At 55.0% G+C, this 22,329-nt stretch carries 12 protein-coding genes; 5 read left to right on the top strand and 7 right to left on the bottom strand.

Features of this window, described 5'->3' with window-relative positions; genetic code table 11:
- Positions 1 to 814, bottom strand: an 814-nt coding sequence (locus ONB24_10300; protein ID MDZ7316503.1) for a family 20 glycosylhydrolase, incomplete at its 3' end; no start/stop codon positions are given.
- Between the two features lie 220 nt (positions 815 to 1,034).
- Between ONB24_10300 and uvrA the strand changes: the two genes are divergently transcribed.
- The gene (uvrA, locus tag ONB24_10295; GenBank protein MDZ7316502.1) at positions 1,035 to 3,860 is read left to right on the top strand and encodes an excinuclease ABC subunit UvrA; all 2,826 of its coding nucleotides are present in this window, start codon (positions 1,035 to 1,037) and stop codon (positions 3,858 to 3,860) included.
- A 78-nt stretch (positions 3,861 to 3,938) separates the two neighbouring features.
- Positions 3,939 to 6,665: an insulinase family protein gene (locus ONB24_10290; GenBank protein MDZ7316501.1), complete on the top strand. Its 2,727-nt coding sequence runs from the start codon at positions 3,939 to 3,941 to the stop codon at positions 6,663 to 6,665.
- A 50-nt stretch (positions 6,666 to 6,715) separates the two neighbouring features.
- Here ONB24_10290 and ONB24_10285 read toward each other — a convergent pair whose 3' ends face one another.
- From ONB24_10285 to ONB24_10270, 4 genes are all read right to left on the bottom strand, one after another.
- Positions 6,716 to 6,904, bottom strand: coding sequence for a CDGSH iron-sulfur domain-containing protein (locus tag ONB24_10285; protein MDZ7316500.1), 189 nt, complete (start codon positions 6,902 to 6,904; stop codon positions 6,716 to 6,718).
- Positions 6,905 to 6,973: 69 nt separating this feature from the next.
- A complete protein-coding gene (locus ONB24_10280) occupies positions 6,974 to 7,585 on the bottom strand; it encodes a class I SAM-dependent methyltransferase (GenBank protein MDZ7316499.1) in 612 nt (203 codons plus the stop codon).
- On the bottom strand, positions 7,582 to 8,532 hold the full coding sequence (locus tag ONB24_10275; protein ID MDZ7316498.1) for a DUF1028 domain-containing protein: 951 nt from the start codon (positions 8,530 to 8,532) through the stop codon (positions 7,582 to 7,584). Before ONB24_10275 ends, ONB24_10280 begins: the two co-directional genes overlap by 4 nt.
- 61 nt (positions 8,533 to 8,593) lie before the next feature.
- The gene (locus ONB24_10270) at positions 8,594 to 9,589 is read right to left on the bottom strand and encodes a Gfo/Idh/MocA family oxidoreductase (GenBank protein ID MDZ7316497.1); all 996 of its coding nucleotides are present in this window, start codon (positions 9,587 to 9,589) and stop codon (positions 8,594 to 8,596) included.
- Between the two features lie 236 nt (positions 9,590 to 9,825).
- Here ONB24_10270 and ONB24_10265 point away from each other — a divergent pair, with 236 nt between their 5' ends.
- Together ONB24_10265 and ONB24_10260 are read left to right on the top strand one after the other, a co-directional pair.
- Positions 9,826 to 11,922 carry a M3 family metallopeptidase gene (locus ONB24_10265; protein MDZ7316496.1) on the top strand — a complete coding sequence of 699 codons (2,097 nt, stop codon included), beginning with the start codon at positions 9,826 to 9,828 and terminating at the stop codon, positions 11,920 to 11,922.
- Between the two features lie 137 nt (positions 11,923 to 12,059).
- A complete protein-coding gene (locus tag ONB24_10260; GenBank protein ID MDZ7316495.1) occupies positions 12,060 to 15,773 on the top strand; it encodes a DUF4981 domain-containing protein in 3,714 nt (1,237 codons plus the stop codon).
- A 205-nt stretch (positions 15,774 to 15,978) separates the two neighbouring features.
- On the opposite strand, the gene ONB24_10255 is transcribed toward ONB24_10260, so the two are convergent.
- Entirely contained in the window at positions 15,979 to 17,787 is a 1,809-nt protein-coding gene (locus ONB24_10255; protein ID MDZ7316494.1) for a T9SS type A sorting domain-containing protein, read from the bottom strand.
- A 415-nt stretch (positions 17,788 to 18,202) separates the two neighbouring features.
- Here ONB24_10255 and ONB24_10250 point away from each other — a divergent pair, with 415 nt between their 5' ends.
- Positions 18,203 to 19,624 (top strand): T9SS type A sorting domain-containing protein, encoded by a 1,422-nt coding sequence (locus tag ONB24_10250; GenBank protein MDZ7316493.1) that lies wholly within the window; start codon positions 18,203 to 18,205, stop codon positions 19,622 to 19,624.
- 250 nt (positions 19,625 to 19,874) lie between these two features.
- On the opposite strand, the gene ONB24_10245 is transcribed toward ONB24_10250, so the two are convergent.
- The coding region (locus tag ONB24_10245; GenBank protein ID MDZ7316492.1) for a glycosyl hydrolase at positions 19,875 to 22,329 on the bottom strand (2,455 nt) is incomplete at its 5' end.

Genomic DNA, 22,329 nt, shown 5'->3' with positions numbered 1-22,329 from the left:
TGGGATAGCTGTCGCGCAGCTCGTAGTGCCAGTCGCAGATGATGATGTCTTTGGGAATCTTGTCGACGGCGCCCGCGGTGCCGTTTTTCGACGACTCCCATTCACCATAGTCGAAGACGGTGCCGTCGATCAGCCGATCGCCCCACATCAGCATCTGCCTGCCGCGTTTGCGCACAATGTGGCGGTGCAGATCGTTAACGGCTTTGGCAAACACTTCGGCCGGATCCTTCCCGCGCGTCGAAGGCGAAAGCTCATGGCCGATGAGAAAGACCTCATCCATGCCGACATGAAAATAGTCTGCCTGAAAGGCATCGAGCAGTTCGTCGATCAACTTGTAGACGATTTCATAGACGCGCGGATTCATTGGATCCCATTCGCGGCAATAGATCCTTTCATTATTGGGAAAGGCCTTCGGGGTGATATCCAATTCCGGATAGCGGGTAAGCAGGGGAAACGTCTCTTTGGCCCATGACTGATGGCCGAAGCATTGGAATTGGGGTATCAGCAGGATGTTTTGCCTGCGGCAGGCTTTGGTAAAGCGCCGCGCTCCGCCTTTCGTGATCGGATTTTTCGAGCCGCGCAGCTCGGGATGGGATTTAAACTTGAAACCGTAATCCACTTCCGCCACCAAGACGTTGACCCCGAGTTGCCGCAACGCCGGCAGCTGCTTTTCGATCGCCGCCAATTTTTCGTCCGAGTCGACGCCGAGGAGATGCAGGGCGCACCAAACGTCGTCCGCCCAAAGTTTTGCAGATAGAACCAGTATCATCAGAGCCAATTGGCATAAGAATTTTTTAAGCGACGCAAAACACACTTATCCTCCAAATAGTATGCAAAACCGGCAACCGTAGAGTATACTAGGCGCAAAGACGAAAGAAAAAGGCGTTTCAATCAGTTTGAATCATTAAAGAATAATATTGAACTTTTGCAACAAAGGCAATAGTTGATCACCTAAAGGTTCTGCAATTGTTCTATAATTAGATTTTCTTTCAGTGAAATGATTTATATATTTATTGCCTTTTCAAGAGCAAAGCATGTCCGAAAAAGATAAAATCATCATCAAGGGGGCGCGCGAGCATAACCTCAAGAATATTGATGTAGAAATACCGCGCAACAAGCTGGTGGTGATCACCGGCTTATCAGGGTCGGGCAAGTCGTCTTTGGCGTTCGATACCATTTACGCCGAGGGTCAGCGGCGCTATGTGGAATCGTTGTCGGCTTATGCGCGGCAGTTTCTAGGTCTTATGGAAAAGCCGGATGTCGATTACATCGAAGGCTTGTCGCCGGCCGTCTCCATTGAGCAGCGCACCACGGCCAAAAATCCGCGCTCCACGGTGGGCACGGTCACCGAAATCTATGATTACCTCCGCCTTCTCTTTGCGCGGATTGGGGTTCCATACTGCTATCAGTGCGGCAAAAAAATCGAGCGGCAGACCGTTCAACAGATCGTCGATGCCGTGTTGGGGTTGCCGGAAGGAACGCGGATCCAGATTTTGGCGCCGATCGTGCGCGGCCGCAAAGGCGAATACAAGGACATTTTTGCCGAAGCCAAGCGCGACGGTTACGTGCGCGTGCGCGTGGACGGCGAAATGCGTGAGCTCGAAGAGGAGATCGTTCTCGACAAGCAGAGAAAACACAACATCGAGATTGTCGTCGATCGTTTGATCGTCAAGCCGGATATCAAAAGTCGGCTGACCGACTCGGTGGAGACGGCGCTCAAGCTGGCCGGAGGTCTGTTGCTCGTCGACATTCCGGGCGAGCGGGAGCTGCTGTTCAGCGAAAAGTTTGCCTGCGTAGATTGCGGCATCTCGTACGAAGAGCTCACGCCGCGCATGTTTTCCTTCAACACGCCCTACGGCGCTTGTCCCGCATGCGACGGTCTGGGCACGAAAATGGAAATCGATCCCGACCTGATCGTTCCGGACAAGTCGCTGTCGCTTAACCAGGGTGCGGTCAAGGTTTGGGGGGAATTGAAGGACGGATGGTACATCACCATCGCCAAAGGTGTGGTCGAATCCTACGGCTACACGCTGGACACCCCTTTTGATCAGCTGAGTGAAACGTGTCGTCATGCGTTGCTGCACGGCACCGAACAGGAAATCGCTTTCAGTTACGAATCCCGTAACGGCGCCCACAGCGGCACGTTCCGTTCCAAGTGGGAAGGCATCATCGGCAATCTGGAGCGTCGTTATCGACAGACCGATTCCCAATACATCCGCGACTGGATCGAGAGCTATATGAACGTCGTCGAGTGCCCGGTCTGCCATGGGACACGCTTAAAGCCGGAATCGCTTTCCGTGCGCATCGGCGACAAGAACATTTATGACATCACCGCCATGTCGATCAAAGAAGCGGCGGAATTCTTTCAGCGACTTGAATTGAGCGAGCGGGAACGGCTGATTGCACATCAAATTCTCAAAGAGATTCGCGAACGACTCGGCTTTCTGAAGAATGTCGGTTTGGACTATTTGACGCTGCATCGTGCGGCGGGCACGCTTTCCGGCGGCGAGGCGCAGCGCATCCGCCTGGCGACGCAGATCGGCTCGCAGCTTGTCGGTGTGCTGTACATTCTCGACGAGCCGTCGATCGGCCTGCATCAGCGCGACAACAAGCGGCTTATCGATACGCTGCTCAAACTGCGCGACCTCGGCAATACGGTGATCGTCGTCGAGCACGATCAGGAGACGATGGAGCATGCCGATTATCTCATCGACTTGGGACCGGGCGCCGGCGAAAACGGCGGCCGCGTGGTTGCCGCCGGCACGCCCGAGCAGATCAAGGCCAATACCGCCTCGATCACCGGCGATTACCTGGCCGGTCGACGATGCATCCCCATGCCGGCCAAGAGGCGCAGCGGTAACGGCCTTTTTCTGACGCTGCGCGGCGCTTCCGGAAACAACCTCAAGGGCGTCGATCTGCGCATTCCGCTCGGCACCTTTGTCTGCATTACCGGCGTCTCCGGCAGCGGCAAGAGCACGCTGATCAAGGAAACGCTCTTTCGCGCCCTGCAGCGGCATTTCTACAACGCCAAGGAGCCGCCGCTGCCTTATCAAAGCCTTGAGGGAGTCGAAAACATCGATAAAGTCATTGACATCGATCAGTCTCCCATCGGCCGCACGCCGCGCTCCAATCCCGCCACCTACACCGGTCTCTTTACGCCGATCCGTGACCTTTTCTCGCAGCTGCCTGAAGCCAAAATTCGCGGCTACCGTCCCGGCCGCTTCAGCTTTAACGTCAAAGGAGGACGATGCGAGGCCTGCGAAGGCGACGGCATCATCAAGATCGAAATGCACTTTTTGCCGGACGTTTATGTGACCTGCGAGGTGTGTAAGGGCAAGCGCTACAATCGCGAGACGTTGGAGATCAAATACAAAGGCATGTCCATTGCCGACGTGTTGGAGATGACCGTTTCGCAGGCGCTGGAATTTTTCGGCAAAATCCCGATGATCCGTTCCAAATTGGAAACTCTTTATGACGTCGGCTTGGGGTACATCAAGCTTGGCCAGCAGGCGACGACTCTATCCGGCGGTGAAGCGCAGCGCGTCAAGCTGGCGGCGGAACTGTCGCGGCGCAGCACCGGACGCACTCTCTATCTGCTCGACGAACCGACCACCGGCCTGCATTTCGAGGACACCAACATGCTGCTGGCGGTGCTCAACCGACTGGTGGATAAAGGCAATACCGTCGTGGTCATCGAACATCATATGGATGTGATTAAAACGGCGGATTGGATCATCGATCTGGGTCCGGAAGGAGGTGACGACGGCGGTCGCATCGTTGCCGAGGGCACTCCGGAACAGGTGGCGGAAGTAGCCGAATCCTATACCGGCCAATTCCTCAAGCGCGAGCTGCGGAAATAAGTAGAGCTTGAAACTCTGCCCTCTTTTCGACGTACGAGTTTCAACCGAATTTTATGCATTATTATCTAGGAGGTTGATATGGCATTACAACGGGTTTCATGGTTTCTCATGCTGTTTTTTATTGTCGTGACGGCGCTGCCGGCGGCGGACATCGATATCCCTTACACCAAATACGTTCTCGACAACGGTCTGACGCTGCTGGTGCACGAGGATCATAAAGCGCCGATTGTCGCCGTCAACATTTGGTATCATGTGGGTTCCAAGAATGAAAAGCCCGGCAAGACCGGCTTTGCGCATCTCTTTGAGCATTTGATGTTCAACGGCTCGGAGAATTTCGATGACGACTATTTCCAAGCCATGGAGCGCATCGGCGCCACGGATCTCAACGGAACGACCAGCGAGGACCGAACCAATTATTTTCAGAACGTGCCGACTTCGGCTCTCGACATCGCTTTGTGGATGGAATCGGATCGCATGGGACACCTGCTCGGCGCCGTCACCCAGGCCAAACTGGACGAGCAGCGCGGCGTGGTGCAGAACGAAAAGCGTCAGTATGAAAATGAACCTTATGCGATCGCTGAAGAGCTGATCACCACGGCCTGCTTTCCCAAAGGACATCCTTACTCCTGGACGGTGATCGGCTCCATGGAGGATTTGGACGCTGCTTCGCTTGATGATGTCCATCAATGGTTCAAAACCTATTACGGCCCGAATAACGCGGTTTTGGTGATTGCCGGCGACATTAGCCCCGAGATCGCTTATGAAAAAGTCAAGCGCTACTTCGGCGATATTCCGCCCGGACCGCCGATCGCCAAACATCAAGTCTGGATCGCCAAACGCACCGGCACGCATCGCCAGACGGCGCAGGATCGCGTACCGCAGGCGCGGTTGTATCGGGGATGGAACATACCCGAATGGGGGAGTCTGGAGGGAACCTATTTGGATCTGGTTAGCGATGTGCTTGCTTCCGGTAAAAACTCGCGGCTCTACAAACGGCTGGTCTATCAGGACCAGATTGCGACGGACGTCAGCGCCTATGTGGATCTGCGTGAGATTGCCGGCTTGTTCACCATCGTCGCGACCGCCAAGCCCGGCATGGAGTTGAGCGTGGTCGAAAAAGCGGTCGATGAAGAGCTGCAGAAATTCCTCAAGACCGGACCCACCGAAAAGGAGCTCAAGCGCATCAAAACGCAGTATCGCGCTTCGTTCATACGCGGCATCGAACGCATCGGCGGATTCGGCGGCAAGAGCGACATTCTGGCTTCAAACATGACCTTTGCCGGTTCGCCCGATTTTTATAAAGTGACGCTGGACCGAGTACAGAAGGCGACCGCCGCTGATCTAAAGGCCGCCGCCGTCAAATGGCTGAGCGACGGCGATTACGTGCTGACGATTCTCCCTTATCCCCAGCTATCCTCAGCGCAGGAATCCGCCGTCGATCGTTCCAAACTGCCTGAGCCGGGAGAACCGCCCCAAGCCGGATTTCCGTCTCTACAGCGCACCGAGCTGACCAACGGACTCAAGGTGGTGCTCATCGAGCGGCACACCATTCCGGTCGTCAACTTTCAGCTGCTGGTCGATGCCGGCTATGCCGCCGATCCGGCGGATTTGCCCGGAGCGGCTCGGCTGACCATGGACATGCTCGATGAAGGCACCAAGTCGAAAACTTCACTCCAGATCAACGAGGAGCTGCAGATGCTCGGCGCCTCGCTGGGCACCGGATCCAGCCTCGACGTGTGCACGGTTTCGCTCAATGCGCTTAAAGAAAATCTGCTGCCTTCTTTGAACCTGTTTGCCGACGTCATCCTCAATCCTGTTTTTCCTGAAGGCGAGTTTGCGCGCCTGCAAAAGGAAACTCTGGCGCGGATCCAGCGCGAAAAAGTCACTCCAGTGCAGATGGCGCTGCGCGTATTTCCCGGGCTGTTGTACGGCCGCGACCATTCCTACGGAAAGCCGCTCACGGGTTCGGGTACCGAGGCATCCGTTTCGCGCATGACCCGCAAAACACTGGTCGATTTCCACCAAGCCTGGTTCAAGCCGAACAATGCGACCCTAATCGTTGTCGGCGACGTGAAGATGGCCGAAGTTAAGCCGCTGCTGGAAAATCTTTTCAAGAGCTGGAAACCCGGCGAGGTGCCCAAGAAAAAAATCGATCCGGTTCAGGACAAGCCGAGCGCCGTTTACATCGTCGATCGCCCGGGTTCGCTGCAGTCGGTTATTTTTGCCGGTCATCTGACGCTGCCGCGCGCCAATGAGCTGGAAGAGGCGGTCGATCTGATGAACAACATTCTCGGCGGCGATTTCACCTCGCGCATCAACATGAATCTGCGCGAGGATAAACACTGGACATACGGCGCGCGCTCGTTGGTGATCGCCGCCAAAGGCCAGCGGATGTACGTCAGCTACAGTCCGGTGCAGGCTGATAAAACCGCCGAAGCGATGGTCGAGATCAAGAAAGAGTTGGAAGGTATCGTCGGCGATCGGCCGCCGACGGAGGATGAGTTCCTTAAGACGCAGTCCAATGTGCTGCTCGGACTGCCCGGTTCATGGGAAACGATCAGCAGCATAGCCGGTTCGGCCGCGGAAATTGTACAATACAACCTGCCGGACGATTACTTTCAAAAGTACCCCGGCAGGCTGCGCGCCATGACGGTTGAGGATGTCCGCCGAGCCGCTAAAGCCGCCGTGAAGCCGCAGGCGCTCATCTGGGTGATCGTCGGCGACCGCAGCAAGATCGAGGAACCGATCAAGGCGCTCGGTTTCGGCGAGATCAGAGCCGTAGACGCCGACGGGAATCTGCTGTAATTCGAGATTTATTGGGACTGCTGAAGGGCTGCTTCAGTAGTCCCAATTTTTTACCCCTCGAAATTGTTTTTGCGGTGCGTGCCGTCGCAGAACGGCTTGTTGTTGCTGCCGCCGCAACGGCAAAGATAAACTGTGCCCTCCGTTTTTATGGGGTTTCCTTCACCGTCTCTCAAATCCAAGTCACCTTCGACGATATAAGGTCCGTTCTTTTTCACGGTGATGCGGATCGGTTCGCACATGTTTCGTTCCTCCTCATTTGCTTAAAACTGATTCTTTTCGATTAAAAACCCCTTGCATGACCTGCCCATTCAACGGGCTGCAAAAGATCTGTTTTTGAAGGCAAGCACTTGAACAACGGCGGCATCGCCGGTATGACCGATGCCTTCCACTCTTCGGCAAACCGTCTCTCTGCCGATGCAAAGATCCAATCCCGACAAGTCGATGCGCAGATCTGCCAAGGTATAAAGCAGATCGAGCGTCTTGGGACCGCCGGTACCGTAGCGCAGTTGATCGGGCGTAAAGGCTTCGAGGACAAAAGCGCCGCCGTCGATGAGCCCTTCGATGCAGGCGCGAAGAACACGGCGCCGCAGCTGCGGTTCTAAATGACAAAAGATGGACACGATGCCTTGCCAGGCCCGCGGTTCAATGACAAAATCTTTGAGGTCGGCGACAAGGGTCCGGATTTTAACGCTCCGTTCCGCCGCCAGCCGTTCGGCTTTGTCCAAGCCGACGCGACTGAGGTCGACTGCCGTTACGTCATAACCTTTTTCAGCCAAAAAAACCGCGTTGCGGCCCTCGCCTTCTCCCAAACAGAGGATCCGTCCCATTGGAATCTGCGGCTGGACCTGGACGAGGAATTCATTCGGCTCACGACCGTAAACATATTCCTCGCGGCGGTAGCGTTCATCCCATTTGTTCATTTGATAATATCCTTGAAGCGGGGATGAGCGCGCAGCGCCGCCAGATCGTCGTCGACGCGCGCCTGGGCCTTGAGCTTGGGGTTCAGCTTGACGGCCTGCTCCAGCGCCTGCAGCGCGCCGGTCGGGTCGCCCGCAGCCAGGCGAATGACGGCCAAATCATATTGTACTTCAGGGTGCTTGGGATCGATTTGGGCTGCTCTTTCCATAAAAGGCAGAGCTTCTCGGCTTTTACCTTTGGTAAAAAGCGTCCAGGCGTCGTTCCAGGCGTAATTAAGCTGCGCCAATTTGAGCAGTCGACCCAGCTCACGCAGCGGTTCGCGGTGATCGTCGACGCGGATGTCGATGGCGCGGTCGGTATAGCCGCCGTAACCGGCGCCTTCCCGCACGACCAGCAGAGCGGCGGACTGTTTGCCGCGGGCATCGCCGCCTGCCTTTTCGCCCGCCAACAGCGCCGCATACAACCGATCCGCCAACGTCCCTTTCGTTTCGAGAAAAGCTTTTTCCATGGCCGCCGTCACTGCTTCGCCGACGAGGATGTTTCCCTGGCAGGCGTAGTGCGGCCCGCTGCGTCCGCCTGCCCAAGCATTGCAGCCGGTGCCAGTATAAGTGGCAGATCGGCCGTCCGCCGCGACAATGCCTACCTGACGTCGTTCGGGATGATCATCGGCTGCAGTCAGCAGCGCGATCACCTGTTCGGGCGATTTGCCCTGCGCCAGCAGCTCGAGCCCTTTAGGGCCGTATGTGGTATTGGCAAAGGCCTGTGTCGCCACGGCACCGACCCCCGCCTTGGCCCACGGCACCACCGAACCGACGGCGAAAAAGCGCGACGCCACCGCCACTCCCAGTTCACCGGTCTGCGGATCGTGACCGACGATGGAAAAGGTCGCGACCGGTTCCTCGGCCGCCGCGAAACAGGCCAATAATATCATGCATGCAAAGACTTTCATGTCTTGTCCTTTACTTTTTGACTTTAGACTTTGGACCTTCGACCTTTGACCGAATAATGTATTACACTTCCACCCATTTACCCGTCTCGTCCGCCTCGACCAAGGCATCGAGCGCGCGCATGTTGGCGACGGCGTCTTTAAGCGGCGTCGGCACCGGCTGATCTTCAAGAACGGCGCGACTAAAGGCATCGCCCTGCAGCGTGTACTGGTTGCAGATCGGAAAGACGATTTCCTGCATCTCGCCGCCGCACTGCAGCCAAATTCGAGTCGGACGATCCGGCGGTGCATTAAAGGGGATCTCTATTTCGATGCGCCCTTTGGTGCCGAAAATTTGTACCCGCTGATAGGGCTGCAGCAGCGTGCCGACCGTAAACGTCGCGGTTCCGGCGGAAAACTGCAGAATGCCGGAGGTTAGGGCGTCGACCTTAAACTGAGGATGAATTTGCCGCACGCCGAAAACTCGATTCGGCTCCTCATTGAACAGCCAACGCGACAAGGAAACGGCATAGCAGCCGATGTCGAGCAAACCGCCGCCGCCGATGTCGGCCTGATTGCGGACATTGGCGGGATCGTCGTTATGGTACGAAAATAGAGTCTGGATTGTGCGCAGCTCTCCGATTGCTTTTTCTTCGACAAGTTCTTTGGCTTTGCGCCATTGCGGATGGAAGCGGTACATGAACGCTTCCATCACTTTGAGGTGCGGAAAACGTTGCGCCGTCTGCAGCAGTGTCTCTGCGTCTGCGGCGTTCAACCCGATTGGCTTTTCGCAGAGAACGTGCTTACCGGCCTCGAGCGCGCGAATCGTCCACGGAACATGCAGATGATTGGGCAGCGGATTATAGACGGCCTCGATCTCCGGATCCGCGAGTAAAGCCTCGTATGAACCATAGGCCTTGCGGATACCCAATTTTTCCGCCGTTTCGCGCGCTTTAGGCTCCTCTCGGGAAGAGATCGCGACAATCTCGCACCATTTGCTCTGCTGCATGGCGGGAATCACTTTTTCAACGGCAATTTTTGCGGTGCTCAGAATTCCCCACTTTACTTTGCGCTCCTGCATTGGTCATCCTCTCAAATGCCTGCTTATGCCTTTAAATTATCAAAACCGGCTTTGAATTTCCAGAGAAAGATTTCATGGCCTCCAAAATCAATACGGCTGCCGACAGCACCTGCTGCGCTGACCCGCCTGTTCCGTTTCAGTAGCGCTTTTACAGTATGGATTTTTATTTTTTTTCTCCCTTTAAATGATAAATTCCAAGTCGCGAAATTGAAACCTTTTGCATAAGGAGAGTTTATATGAAAAGCCGAATACTTGCAATGGGAATGGGAGTTATGCTGCTTGCTTCTTGTACGAAAACGTCGAATCCGCTATTGCAGGCCTGGAATACGCCTTTTGGAGTGCCGCCGTTTGCGGAAATCAAGGAAAGCCATTATCTGCCGGCGTTTCAGGAGGCGATGAAGCGTCATGCACAGGAAGTGGACGCCATTGCCCGCAACTCGGAGGCGCCGACGTTCGAAAACACCATCGCGGCGTTGGATTACAGCGGCGAACTTTTGCATCGAATTGAAAACGTCTTTTACAATCTGCACTCTGCGCATACCAACGACGTCATGCAGAAAATTGCCAACGAGCTGGCGCCGTTGACTTCAAAGCATTACGACGACATTACCCTGAATCCTGATTTGTTCAAGCGGATCAAGACGGTATGGGAGCAACGCGCCTCGTTGAATTTGACGCCGGAGCAGAGTCGGCTGCTGGAAAAGACCTATAAAGACTTTGTCCGTAACGGCGCCGATCTGCCGGATGACAAAAAGCAGGAGCTGCGCGCCATTAATGAGAAATTGGCCAAACTCAGCTTAAAATTCGGCGACAATGTGCTGGCCGAGACCAATGCCTTCAAGCTGGTAATCGAAGATCGGGCCGATCTGCTCGGCCTTCCCGATTGGCTGATTGCTCAAGCAGCTGACGATGCCAAGGCTGCCGGACATGAAGGCAAATGGGTTTTTACCCTGCACAAGCCGAGCTGGATTCCTTTTTTGCAATACTCGCCCAAGCGCGAGCTGCGGGAAAAGCTTTACACCGCCTGGATGCACATCGGTGATAACGACAATGAGAATGACAATAAAGCGGTGTTGTCGGAGATTGTATCTCTGCGCGTAAAACGCGCGCAGCTTTTGGGCTACCCTAACCACGCTGCCTACGTAGTTGAAGAAAATATGTCCAAGACGCCGGAAAACGTCTACAAACTGCTGAATCAATTGTGGCCGCCGGCCCTGGCGCGCGCCAAGGCTGAAGCCGCCGATATGCAAAAGCTGATCGAGGCGGAAGGAGGGAAATTTCAGCTCGCATCGTGGGACTGGTGGTATTATGCTGAAAAGATTCGCGCTCAGCGATATAATTTAAGCGAAGAAGAACTCAAACCCTATTTCAAATTGGAGAGCGTTGTTGCCGGTTTGTTCGAGGTTGCCGGCAAACTGTACGGTCTGAGCTTTTCGCCTTTGGAGAATATTCCAGTCTATCATCCCGACGTAACGGCTTATGAAGTCAAGGACGCCGACGGCCGTCACTTGTCTGTTCTGTATATGGACTTTTTCCCGCGCGCGAGCAAGCGCAGCGGCGCCTGGATGACTGAATTCCGCACGCAACAGCGCCGTGACGGTCGCGACGTTCGGCCGGTCGTTTCCATCGTCATGAACTTTACCAAACCGACCGAAACCACGCCCTCGCTCCTTTCCTTGGACGAAGTTCTGACCCTCTATCATGAATTCGGTCATGCTTTGCACGGCATGCTCTCGGACTGCACTTATCCTTCATTGGCCGGAACCAACGTCACCCGCGACTTTGTCGAACTGCCGTCGCAAATCATGGAAAATTGGGCCGAGGAACCGACGGTTCTTAAATCGTTTGCCAAACACTATCAAACCGGCGAACCGATGCCGGATGAGCTGATCGACAAGATCATCGCCGCGCGGCATTTCAATCAGGGCTTTGCCACCGTCGAGTATTTGGCCGCGGCGCTGCTCGATATGGCCTATCACACCCGCACGGATACGGCCCGCATTGCCGATGTGAACGCCTTTGAGCAACAGACCATGGAGTCGATCGGCCTGATTAAAGAGATCATTCCGCGTTACCGCAGCACTTATTTTCAGCACATTTTCAGCGGCGGCTATTCGGCCGGCTATTACAACTATATTTGGGCCGAAGTCCTTGACGCCGATGCTTTCGAAGCGTTCAAAGAAAAAGGCCTGTTCGATCCGGAAACGGCGGCCTCGTTTCGCAAAAACATTCTTGAACGCGGCAACAGCGAAGATCCCATGGTGCTGTACAAACGTTTCCGCGGTCGCGAGCCGGAGATTACGCCGTTGCTCAAGAAACGCGGCTTGATCTGAGGCATATCCGCTGTCCGAGACGTAAAGAGAGAAACGCCGGCCGGATCCTCCCTCCGGAGGCCGTCCGGCGTTTGTTTGGTAAAAAGCCTATTGGGAGTTACAGCCTGCAGTTAAAGGATTCATTGCGGGAGGACGCCATGAAACGGATGTTTTTTTTGCTGATGATCCTTGCTACGGCGACAGCGGCATCGGTGCCGCTGCGCGACTGGGAAAATCCGGCAGTGTTTGCGCGCAATCAGCTCGATCCCCGCACGCCGTCGGCGCCTTTCGACGATGTGCGGCAGGCGCTCGAGCTGCCGTACAAGCAGTCGCCTTATCTGCAGCTTCTCAACGGCGTCTGGAAATTTTACTGGGCGCCGATTCCGGAAGAATCGCCGGCGGATTTTTACAAGCCTGAATTCGATGCCTCTGCTTGGGGCGAAATTCGCGTGCCGGGCAACTGGCAGATGCAGGGATACGGCCATCCCAAGTTTCGCAATGTCCATCAGCCGTTCAAGGCCGATCCGCCCAATCCGCCTTCCGACTATAATGAGGTAGGACTTTACCGCCGAACCTTTCAAATTCCAAGTCTCTGGAAAGGCCGGCGCATTCTGCTGCATTTCGAAGGCGTGAAATCGGCCGCGACCATTTATGTCAATGGTCGATGGGTCGGTTATGACGACGGCGGCATGGAACCCTCCGAGTACGACATCTCCGATTATTTGGTCGATGGCGACAATCTGCTGGCCGTGCAGGTGCTTCGCTACAGCGACGGTACCTATCTCGAATGCCAGGACATGTGGCGGCTGTCAGGGATTTTTCGCGACGTCTACCTGCTCGCCGTTCCGCAGGTTTATCTCCATGATTTCTTTATCCGCTGTGATTTGGACCGCAACTATCGCGACGCCGACCTGATGGTCGACGCGGAGGTGCGCGCTTTTAAGGGTTCGCCGTCAGGGCATCAACTGCGCGTTAATCTTTACGATGACGACAGCAGGCCGGTTTTCAAGCAGCCGATCGTCCGCCGCATCGGCGCCGACGGCATAGTGAAGGTTAGACAAAAAGTCGACAATCCGGCCAAGTGGTCGGCGGAAAAGCCCAATTTGTACCGCGTGTCGCTCGAACTGTTGGATTCCGGCGGCCGCGTCGTCGAAGCGCATGCCAAACGCTTCGGCTTTCGCAAGGTGGAGGTGATCGATCAGGCCGTCTGCATCAACGGCGTGCCGGTCAAGTTCAACGGCGTCAACAGTCACATGCATCATCCGGTCACCGGCCGCACCATGGACATTGAGACCATGCGCCGTGATCTGACGCTGATGAAACAGTTCAACATCAATTTGGTGCGCACCTCGCACTATCCGCCGAACGTCGAATACCTGGATTTGGCTGATGAGCTGGGCATGTATATCGTCGATGAGACCAACGACGAGGCGCACGCGACCGAATATTTGTCTGCAGATCCGGCCTGGCGGCCGATGTACGTGGATCGCGCTGTGCGCATGGTGCGGCGCGACCGCAATCATCCCTGCATCGTCTTTTGGAGCGCCGGTAACGAGAGCGGCTCGGGCGACAACATTGCGGCAGTAATTCATGCGGGAAAGCAGATCGATCCCACCCGCATCTGGATGTACGGCGGGAACGACGATCTGCTGTGGTTCGAGGACATCGTCGGTCCGCGCTATCCGTCGCCGGAGGACCTTGTTAAAAATGTGGCGCCGGTTCCGAAATCCAAGGATCCTCGGCCCTCGTTTATGGACGAATATCAGGCCGCCACGGGCAACAGTCTTGGACTGCTCACCGAATACTGGGATGCGATTTGGAAATATCCCCGTTTGAGCGGCGGCGCCGTATGGGACTGGGTGAGTCCGGGCATTCTGCAGCCGGCAAGGTTCGTCAAAGCTGATTCCGGTCTGCCGGAAGGATTCGTCATGGGCAATGCAAGGCTGGTCACCGGTCGCGTCGGCAAAGCGATTGCCCTCAGCGGCCACGATGAATGGGTGGAAATCTATCGTGACCCGAGGCTGGACCTCCGCGGCGACCAGCTTAGCCTGTCGTTGTGGGTTTATCCGCGACGCTGGAACGGCTGTTGTCCGCTTATCACCAAAGGCGACCACTGCTTCGGATTGGAGCAGGTCGATCGCGACACGCTCGAGTTTTATGTACACAGCGGCCGGCGCATGGCGGTAAAGGCGCCCGTGCCGCGCGATTGGCCCTATCGCTGGCATCATGTCGCTGCCGTCTATGACGGCGCCAGGCTGACCCTCTTTATCGACGGCAGAGGAGTCGGCGAGTCCCCTGCCGCCGGCAAGCTGGACTATAGCGCTTATGCGGTGGCGATCGGCAAAAACACCGAGCGCCACGGTCAGGAGCATGACGGCGAGTTGTGCAACGCGGTCATCGATCAGGTTCGCATTTACGATCGTGCCGTCGATCCGCGAGAATTAATGGAGGATACGGCGCGAGGGGCAGTACTCAGTCTTGATTTCGAGGAAATCGAGACGCGCGGTGAATTCTTCAGTCTCGGCATCGGCGGCCGCACCTACGGCCTCGTCTGGCCCGACCGCCGCGTTCAGCCGGAACTGTATGAGTTGAAAAAAGTGCCGCAGCCCATCCAAATCGAATGGGCGGATTGGCGAAAAGGAGATGTTCGTCTGACCAATCGCTACGCCTTTACCGACTTGAACGAATTGGTCTGCACTTGGAAGCTGCAGGCCGACGACAAAACTCTGCAGGGCGGCGGCATGCGCATCGATCTGGCGCCGGGTCAGACCAAAGTGGTTCGGTTTCCGTATACCAAGCCTCGGCTGCAGCCGGGATGCGAGTATCGGCTGTTGATTTCTTTTACGCTGCCGGAGGCGACTCGATGGGCGGAAAAAGGGCATGAGGTCGCTTGGGAACAGCTGCCGCTGCCGTTCGACGACCTGCCCCCGCGCCTCACTGCTGTTCATGAGGGTGCGCCGCTGCAGGTGTTCGATGAGCCGGAACGGTTGACCATCCGCGGTTCGTTTTTCGAGTATGAATTCGATAAAGCACTCGGCCGATTGGTCGGTGCTCGCCGCAACGGCCGCACGCAAATGGTGCTGGGGCCGGAGATGAATGTCTGGCGGGCGCCGATCTCTAATGAATTGGAAAACGATTGGGGCCCGCGCTGCATTGCGGCAGAATACCGCCGCGCCGGCCTGGATCGCCTGCAGCATCAAGTGGAAAGCCTGACTTGGCGGCAGGAAGGAGATGCCGTCAAAATAGAAATTCGTACCAAAGCCGCTGCAGACGGCTGCAGCGCCGCCTTTTTGAATCGTTACTTTTACGCCATATTTCCCGACGGCGAGATTCAATTGACTCATGAGCTGAACTGCCTAGGGGAACAGCCTGAATGGCTGCCGCGGGTCGGTTTGCGGCTTGTCCTGCCCGGCGAGCTGGATCAAATGCAATGGTACGGCCGCGGGCCGTTTGAAACTTATCCCGATCGAAAAAAAGGCGCCAAAATCGGCATTTACAGCGGCAGTGTCGAGGAGCAATTCGTGCCTTACCTTATTCCGCAGGACAACGGCAACAAGACAGACGTCCGATGGGTGACTTTGACTGATCGCAACGGATTCGGCTGGTTTATTTGCGGGAAAGAACTCCTAAACGTTAGTGCTCATCTATACAGTTTGGAGAATCTTGACCGCGCGTGGTATCCTCCGCAGCTGCAGAAGGATGGGAGAGTTCACCTTTATCTCGATCATCAAGTTACCGGCGTCGGCGGCACACCGATCAAGACGCTTGAGCCGTACCGCGTCAAGCCGGGAGAATACCGCTACACCATTCGCCTGCGGCCGCTGGAGCCGGGAAAGGATCGGCCGGACGTTTTGAGTCGGCAGGCGTGGTGAGGATGTTGCCCGGCATCAGGTCGGTCTGGTTTGGGACGGCGGTTAAAGTGCTTTCTTCTGCTGATCTGCTCGTCTGAAAGATTGTCCTTGTCGGATGGGGTTTTCCGGCCAGACGGTCTTTGATGAAAAAAGAAATTAATTGATAGATTTGCAGGCTGTTAGAAAGCAAAAAACCCCGAAGCGGCTGCTTCGGGGTTTTTGTGTCTTACTTTAGCAGGGTCAATTTTTGCGTCAAAGTGCCTGATTCGGTTTTCAGGCGGAAGAGATAAATACCGCTGCTTACTGATTCGCCGCGGTCCGTGGTGCCGTCCCAGCGAATGGAATGCGCACCCTGGGGAACCTGCTGATTAAGCAGTGTCTTGATTTTGTTGCCGTTGATATCGTACACCGCCAACTCGACATGAGCCGTTTGCGCCGCAAAGAAGCGGAGCGTACCGGCGGAATTGAACGGATTGGGGTAAGCGGGATACAATTCGAAATCCTTTATAGGCGTAGCTTGTTGATCGCTCACTTTTGAAACGATTTTATCCGCTTCAAAAGCATAATAGTAGACGCTGGAGACGACTGACGGCAGATAGCCGAAAAACTCAAAGCCGGGTTGTTCATCGGCCATAAACATCGCATGCAGCTTGCCGTCGACGACTTGTTCGTTGAGTACAAAGCAGCGCTCATCGAATGTTGGGGTGTTGGTTATATTGACCGGTGTTGTCCAGGATGTGCCGTGATCAAGGCTGGCGGCAACGTAGAGATCACCGTAAGCGACAAAGCGGGCTACGGATTCGCCGTAGGGATCATTTGCCGGATCGGTGAATTTGCCGTGCTCTTCGTCGTACTGAACATAGCCGACATAGAGGATGTCTTTTTCGGCATCATACGCCAGTGTGGGCGAAGAAACGAGGCAGCCGCGGGATCGCCCGCTCATTAAGCGATAGGCGGCGTCCAAATCTTTCTGCGGCGCTTTAGAAACTGCAGCCGTCGTCACGCCGGTCTGCGGGCTCCAATGCTGCAGAACCGGCTTGAAATCGGCAAGGTAAGGAGCGTCGGCTCCGGCGTTGGGCCAGGGATGTCGCTGATCTTTCTGCGTATCATCCAGAAAATAGCTTGCTTCCCAAACCAGGTGCAGATTGCCGTGTTTATCGTAAAGCGCATCGATAAAACGATCCGGTCTGGGCGTTTCATAACCGCCGAACCCGTCGATCAGGCCGTCGCCGAAATTGGTAATGTTGGTTGCGGTCTCCGGCCAGGTCTCACCTTGATCTGTGGATTCGACCAAATAAACGTCACCGCCTTGATCGAGTACCGCAATGGCGACTTTGCCTTTGCCGTCGCTCGCCAGCGCAGCACCGAACGGGTAGTCGCCGCCGAGAAATTGAATGTCGATGGAAGTCGATGCGGCATAGGCACCGCCGATAATGACGGCCGGGCTGAAGGTCTTTCCGCCGTCGGTCGAACGCTTGTAGAGAAAGATGTAGCCCCATCCGTCATACGCCAGCCAATGAATGACGCCGTTGTCGTCGACCTGCAGCCAGCAGGCGAGGTTGCTCGCTGCGCCGCCGGCCGGATTTTCATCGAACCAGGCCGTGCTGTCGAATTGCGCCGTGCCGACGCCGGTTTCTTTGAACATCGTCACGCCGTTTGCCCAATTCGACCAGTAGAACCAACCTTGGGCTCCGGAAACCGCGCCGACCAACAATCGCCCATCCTTGCCTTTGCGAATGTCGGGCAAACCGTAGCCGTAATCCGCCTTGGTGGGCAGATCGGTCTTGATATTATCGGTAACGTTGTTGATTCGCGCGGTAAAAGTCTGCCATTCCGGGTCGTCGCTCCACGTATAGCCGAGATAGACCTTTTTTGTCTCCGGATCGACAAAAATTTGATTGGGAGCTGAATTGTAATAGTTTTGCGCATCCGCGGTATTGTCATCGACTTTGACGCCGACCGTCTGCGCAATGGCGACGGAAGCTGCAAGAAAAAAGATGACAAAAGCAGCAAAAACTCTGAAATAATTTTTCATGACATCCTCCAAATTGGATTAGGTAATAAATTAATTAATTGAATAAATATATTTAATAATTATTCAATGTCAAAGGTTTTTTTTTCGTATTGCTGCGATTAAGAAAAAGTACACTCGCTTTTTGCAAACCGGAAGGCTTTAAAGTTTCGGCCATTGACGTACCGTCGTCCCTATCGGCCGTCAGCCGATGCATCGCTCCCTTGTATGCCGCACCTGCGCTTACAAAAGGCCAAAATCTGCATTGTTTTGCGTTTTTTATTCCAGCACCTTCGCTTATTACCAATTTTTTATTGCTGAATACAGCGGCAGGGAATGTTTGAATTTAAATTTTGTTGAATTGATCAAATCAATCATACTGTGAAAAAACCCGAAATGTTGATCAAAAAGGGGTAAATGAAGCAAGGAGGAGAGTTCCATGAAAAAATGGACGAGTGGTGGCCTGAAGGTCTTTTTTTTCTTGCCGATCGCAATCATTCTGATGCTTTCTGCTGTCTCCAATGCAATAGATAAAAAGTCTGCTTCGGTTCTCGTCAAGGAGGGAAATCCCTATCCCGTTGTTTTCCTTGATCAGCTTCCGAATCAAGCCGCGCTGCCCTCTTTTCGACGACTGATCGGCAGCACCAGTAAAATAAATAATGAGTTGGTGCTGATTGTCGAGATCCTCGAACAGGAATGGCAGAACAATGCCTGGGCGGATCGTTACAGGCAAACCATGGAATTGGATCTCAAACAATCCGCCCTCCTGCGTTACTTGATCGAGACGTGGAACGGAACGCAGTGGTTGCCTCAGGAGCGGATGACGACCAAACGGGACGAAGCGGGGCGGATAACAGAGATGACTTATGAACGCTATAATAACGGCTCCTGGTTTCAACACATGGTCACTATGACTTCTTTCCGTGCCGACGGAAAAACGGCGGAAACCATTACCCACCTCGATACCAACAATGACGGCTTTGTTGAAGCCAGTTCAAAAATCGAATATGTCTATGATGACCATGCTTTTCTTATTAAGGAAAAGCACTTTTTATGGCAGGTTAGTTATTGGCAACACATGCAGAATGTTCTCTACGTCAATAATGACAAGGGCTGGGTTGTTGAAAGGTATCATGAGTGGGTAATGGATACCGGCACCACTATGCCGGTGTCCAAAAATACCTACGAATACGATGCAAGCGGTCGAGTGCTCGTGCGGACCGACTTTACCTTTGATTTTGCTTCCTTGAGTTTTCTCCCTACTGAAAGAACATTATGGGCTTATGATGGAACCGGCCAAGCTGCGGAAATTATCGATCAACGGTGGAACGGCGCCGGTTGGGTTAATGATCATCGACAGCTGTTAACCCATGACGCAGCCGGAAATGAAACGCTTTGGGTCTGGCAGGAATGGACCGGCGCGGCATGGGCGGACGTCGAGCGGATCATGACTTTATTCAATAAGGAGAATCAGCCGGTCGAAGTAGTGGAACAAGTCTTTGAAGGCGAATGGCGCAATCGCAGCCGAGAGGTTTACAGTTATCGCGTGTCTTCGCAAGTGGCTGCTCAGCCGCAAGTGCCGCAGAAATACAATCTTTATAACTATCCGAATCCGTTCAACTCCTCAACCAGCGTCACTTTTGCGCTGAATCGACCGGCGAGGATTTCTCTGGAGATCTATGACGCACACGGTCGGCTCGTGCGAATCCTGCTGTCGGAAACCCTTGTGCAGCCGGGCAGACATGAGCTGCACTGGGACGGAACGGATCAAGAAGGACGATCTCTTTCAAGCGGCGTATATTTTATCAAATTGACGGCGGAAGGTGAGAGGCAGATCGTGCCTTCATTATTATTGAAATAAATAAATCGGCCCGCCGTAAACCACCGCCCTGCGGCGGGCTGATTCCATTATTCGATTCGACGCAAAGCTCTCCGCCTCTTTAACAGGCTTCTTAACGATACGTTTGCAAGTCGATAACAACGAAAACGCGTGCTGATCGGCTCCATAGCTGAAGCTGCACCAACGGGCATTGCAAAGACCGCATTCTGATTTTTTCGGCCTTGCCAATGGCCTGTTCTTCGAGAGAGAGGCAGTTTCCGAAGGCGGGTTCCTACTTTATCCGCACTTTTCTCCCGAATCTCAGCACCACCGGCCCTATCAGTCCCGATTCGATCAGCGGTACGTCCTGCCACGGCGTCATCCAGGGGTTCGGCCCGCGGGTGATGTTGGTCTTGGTGCGGCGCTGTTCGGGAGGACGCCTGGCGTCGCCGACGAGCTGATTGTTCCAGACGTTGGCAACTTCGACCATCAGGTAGTTTTTTCCGGCGCGAACGTATCGGCTGATGTCGATCTCGTACGGCGCATGCCAGAGCGTGCCCGCTTCATGGCCGTTTATCCACACGCGCGCGACTTTGGATACACGACCCAGATCGAGTTTGACCGGCGGCAGCTCGCCCGGCGGCGCCCACGGTAAGGCAAAGGTGTTGTGATATTCGGCAATGCCGGAAAAGTAGCGAATACCTTCATTTTCGTGCTCTGTCCATGAGATAAGTTCCGGAAATTCGATCCGTGTCGGCGCCCCCCAGCCGTGCGGAAACCGCACCTGCCAGGGACCAGCAATCGCCTGCGGCTGCCGCACGGTACTGACGCGAAGGTGCAGCGGCGCCTGTTCCTTAAATTGCAGCGCAAATTCGCCGTTTTCCCAAGTGAAAAAGTGATCGTCAAACAGTTCATAGCGCCGCGGTTTTACGCCTTCTTGCCGCGGAAACGAGGCCCCGTCGGTCTGTACAGTTATCGCCTGCGCCTTTTCCTCACGTAGGATAATAAACGTGGAACCCCAAGCCGAGAGACGAAGCGGTAGCCTTACGCCCTCGGCAGTCTGCTGAAATGCCTGCAATCGGCGGACGGTGCCGGTTTCGGGATTCCACTGCTGCGGGCAGCGGCCGAAAACCCGCAGCGTCATATCGACGTCGATCTCGTCTCCGGTTGTATTGCGGAAAAAATAAATGTCGGCGTCATCGGTCTGCCGATGAATAAAATCGAGCACCGTGGAAGCTGCGCCGTGTACCTGAACATCCGGCAGAATGCCGTTTTCCAGCAGGATACGGCGCAAATTGCCGGCTGCATACACTTTTCCTCTGCCGAAGCGATTCATTGTACCTTTCCAGAGTTTGTCGGCAAAAAGTCGTACCCGCCGATCATTTTCCTGCCAATTTGCCAAACTATGCGACCTTTTCGGCTTGGGTCCGACGACCACGGCGCCTTGTTCTACAAGGGCGGCGATTTTTTCCAAAACATCCGGATTCATTGCTTCCTGATTGGGCAGCACCAGCAGGCGGTAGCTTTGGCCGTGCGGCAAAACCAATTTGCCGTCGCGCACCGTCAAGCGGTTGAGGATAATATCCGAGTTGCAGACATCATAGTCATAGCCGTAACCCAAATCAGGCGGAATATGCTTCGGCGATACGAAATTCGGCGCCTGATCGCCGTAATAGAACAGTACATCGCCGACAAAAAGACCCTGCTGCAGTAAAAAGCAGCAGCGCGCCAGGTAATCGTGAAAGGCGCGCGACAGCGGCCACCAAACGCGCGTGGTGTTGATGATGGTTCCGAAATTATAGATCCATCCCGGCAGGCCGGCTTCGGCCGGAATATGCGGGGTGGTGTGATAGACAAAGCGCGTCAACCCTTCGCACATCGCCTTGTCGGCGACCTCCTTCAGATCGCCGGGACCGCGCTGCCACATCCACAGGCTGGTAAAGGCTTCCGCCTCGACCTGCGGCTGCCCATAGAGATGCGCCGCACTTGCGGGACCTTTGACGATCTGCAGCTCCTGCATGTGCTTTTCGCCTGCGGGATGTTGGTACCAAAACTCGCCGCGCGGCACCGAACAGACGCCCAAAGAGCGCAGGGATTCGAACGGACAGTTGTGCACGGGCGGCCCGGGCCCTCCGGCTTCGGCGCGGAAGCCGAGGCCGTACCGGCTGCAGATCTCCGTCGCCAGTCGATAGTGGTTTTCGATGATCAGATCGGAAAGCACCTTTTTGAAATCAAATAAAAAGCGCTCCGAGATCTCTTTGCTGATTACGGTTTTGCCGTCCAGAACCGGCAGATAAGGCGTAAGATCATAGCCGACTCTTTGCCGAAATTCCTCCGGCAGCTTGGGCGTCCAGGCAGCCGTATTGGCCTCGTAACTGTCGGTATAGAGGTATTTCAAAGCGGTTTTCGACAGATCGCCCAGCTCCGCCTCGAGGCGGCGAATAAAGAAGAGGATGTGTTCCGCCGTCGCTTCGGCGCTGAAATGGTCGATCATCAGGCCGTTGGAGTTGGGACTGGGGCGCATGAGCGGCTGGCCGGTGCCGGTGCAGACATAGCGTACAATCTTCCAACGGCCGCGCGGCGCGCGCCATTGCAGCCGGCCGTCGCGATAATGCTTCGTCAAATCGATAATGTCGTTCGCCGCCAAGACAGAGCGATCCGGCATGGCCAGTACCGCAACGTCGCGATAAAAGGTCGGCAGACCGTCGGGGCCGCGAATAATGATCGGCTTGATACGGCTGTCCTTT

This window comes from candidate division KSB1 bacterium (assembly GCA_034505495.1).
Classification (GTDB): Bacteria; Zhuqueibacterota; Zhuqueibacteria; order Residuimicrobiales; family Krinioviventaceae; genus Fontimicrobium_A.
Note: the sequence above shows the minus strand (reverse complement) of the source record. Positions and strands in the feature narration are given on the sequence as shown.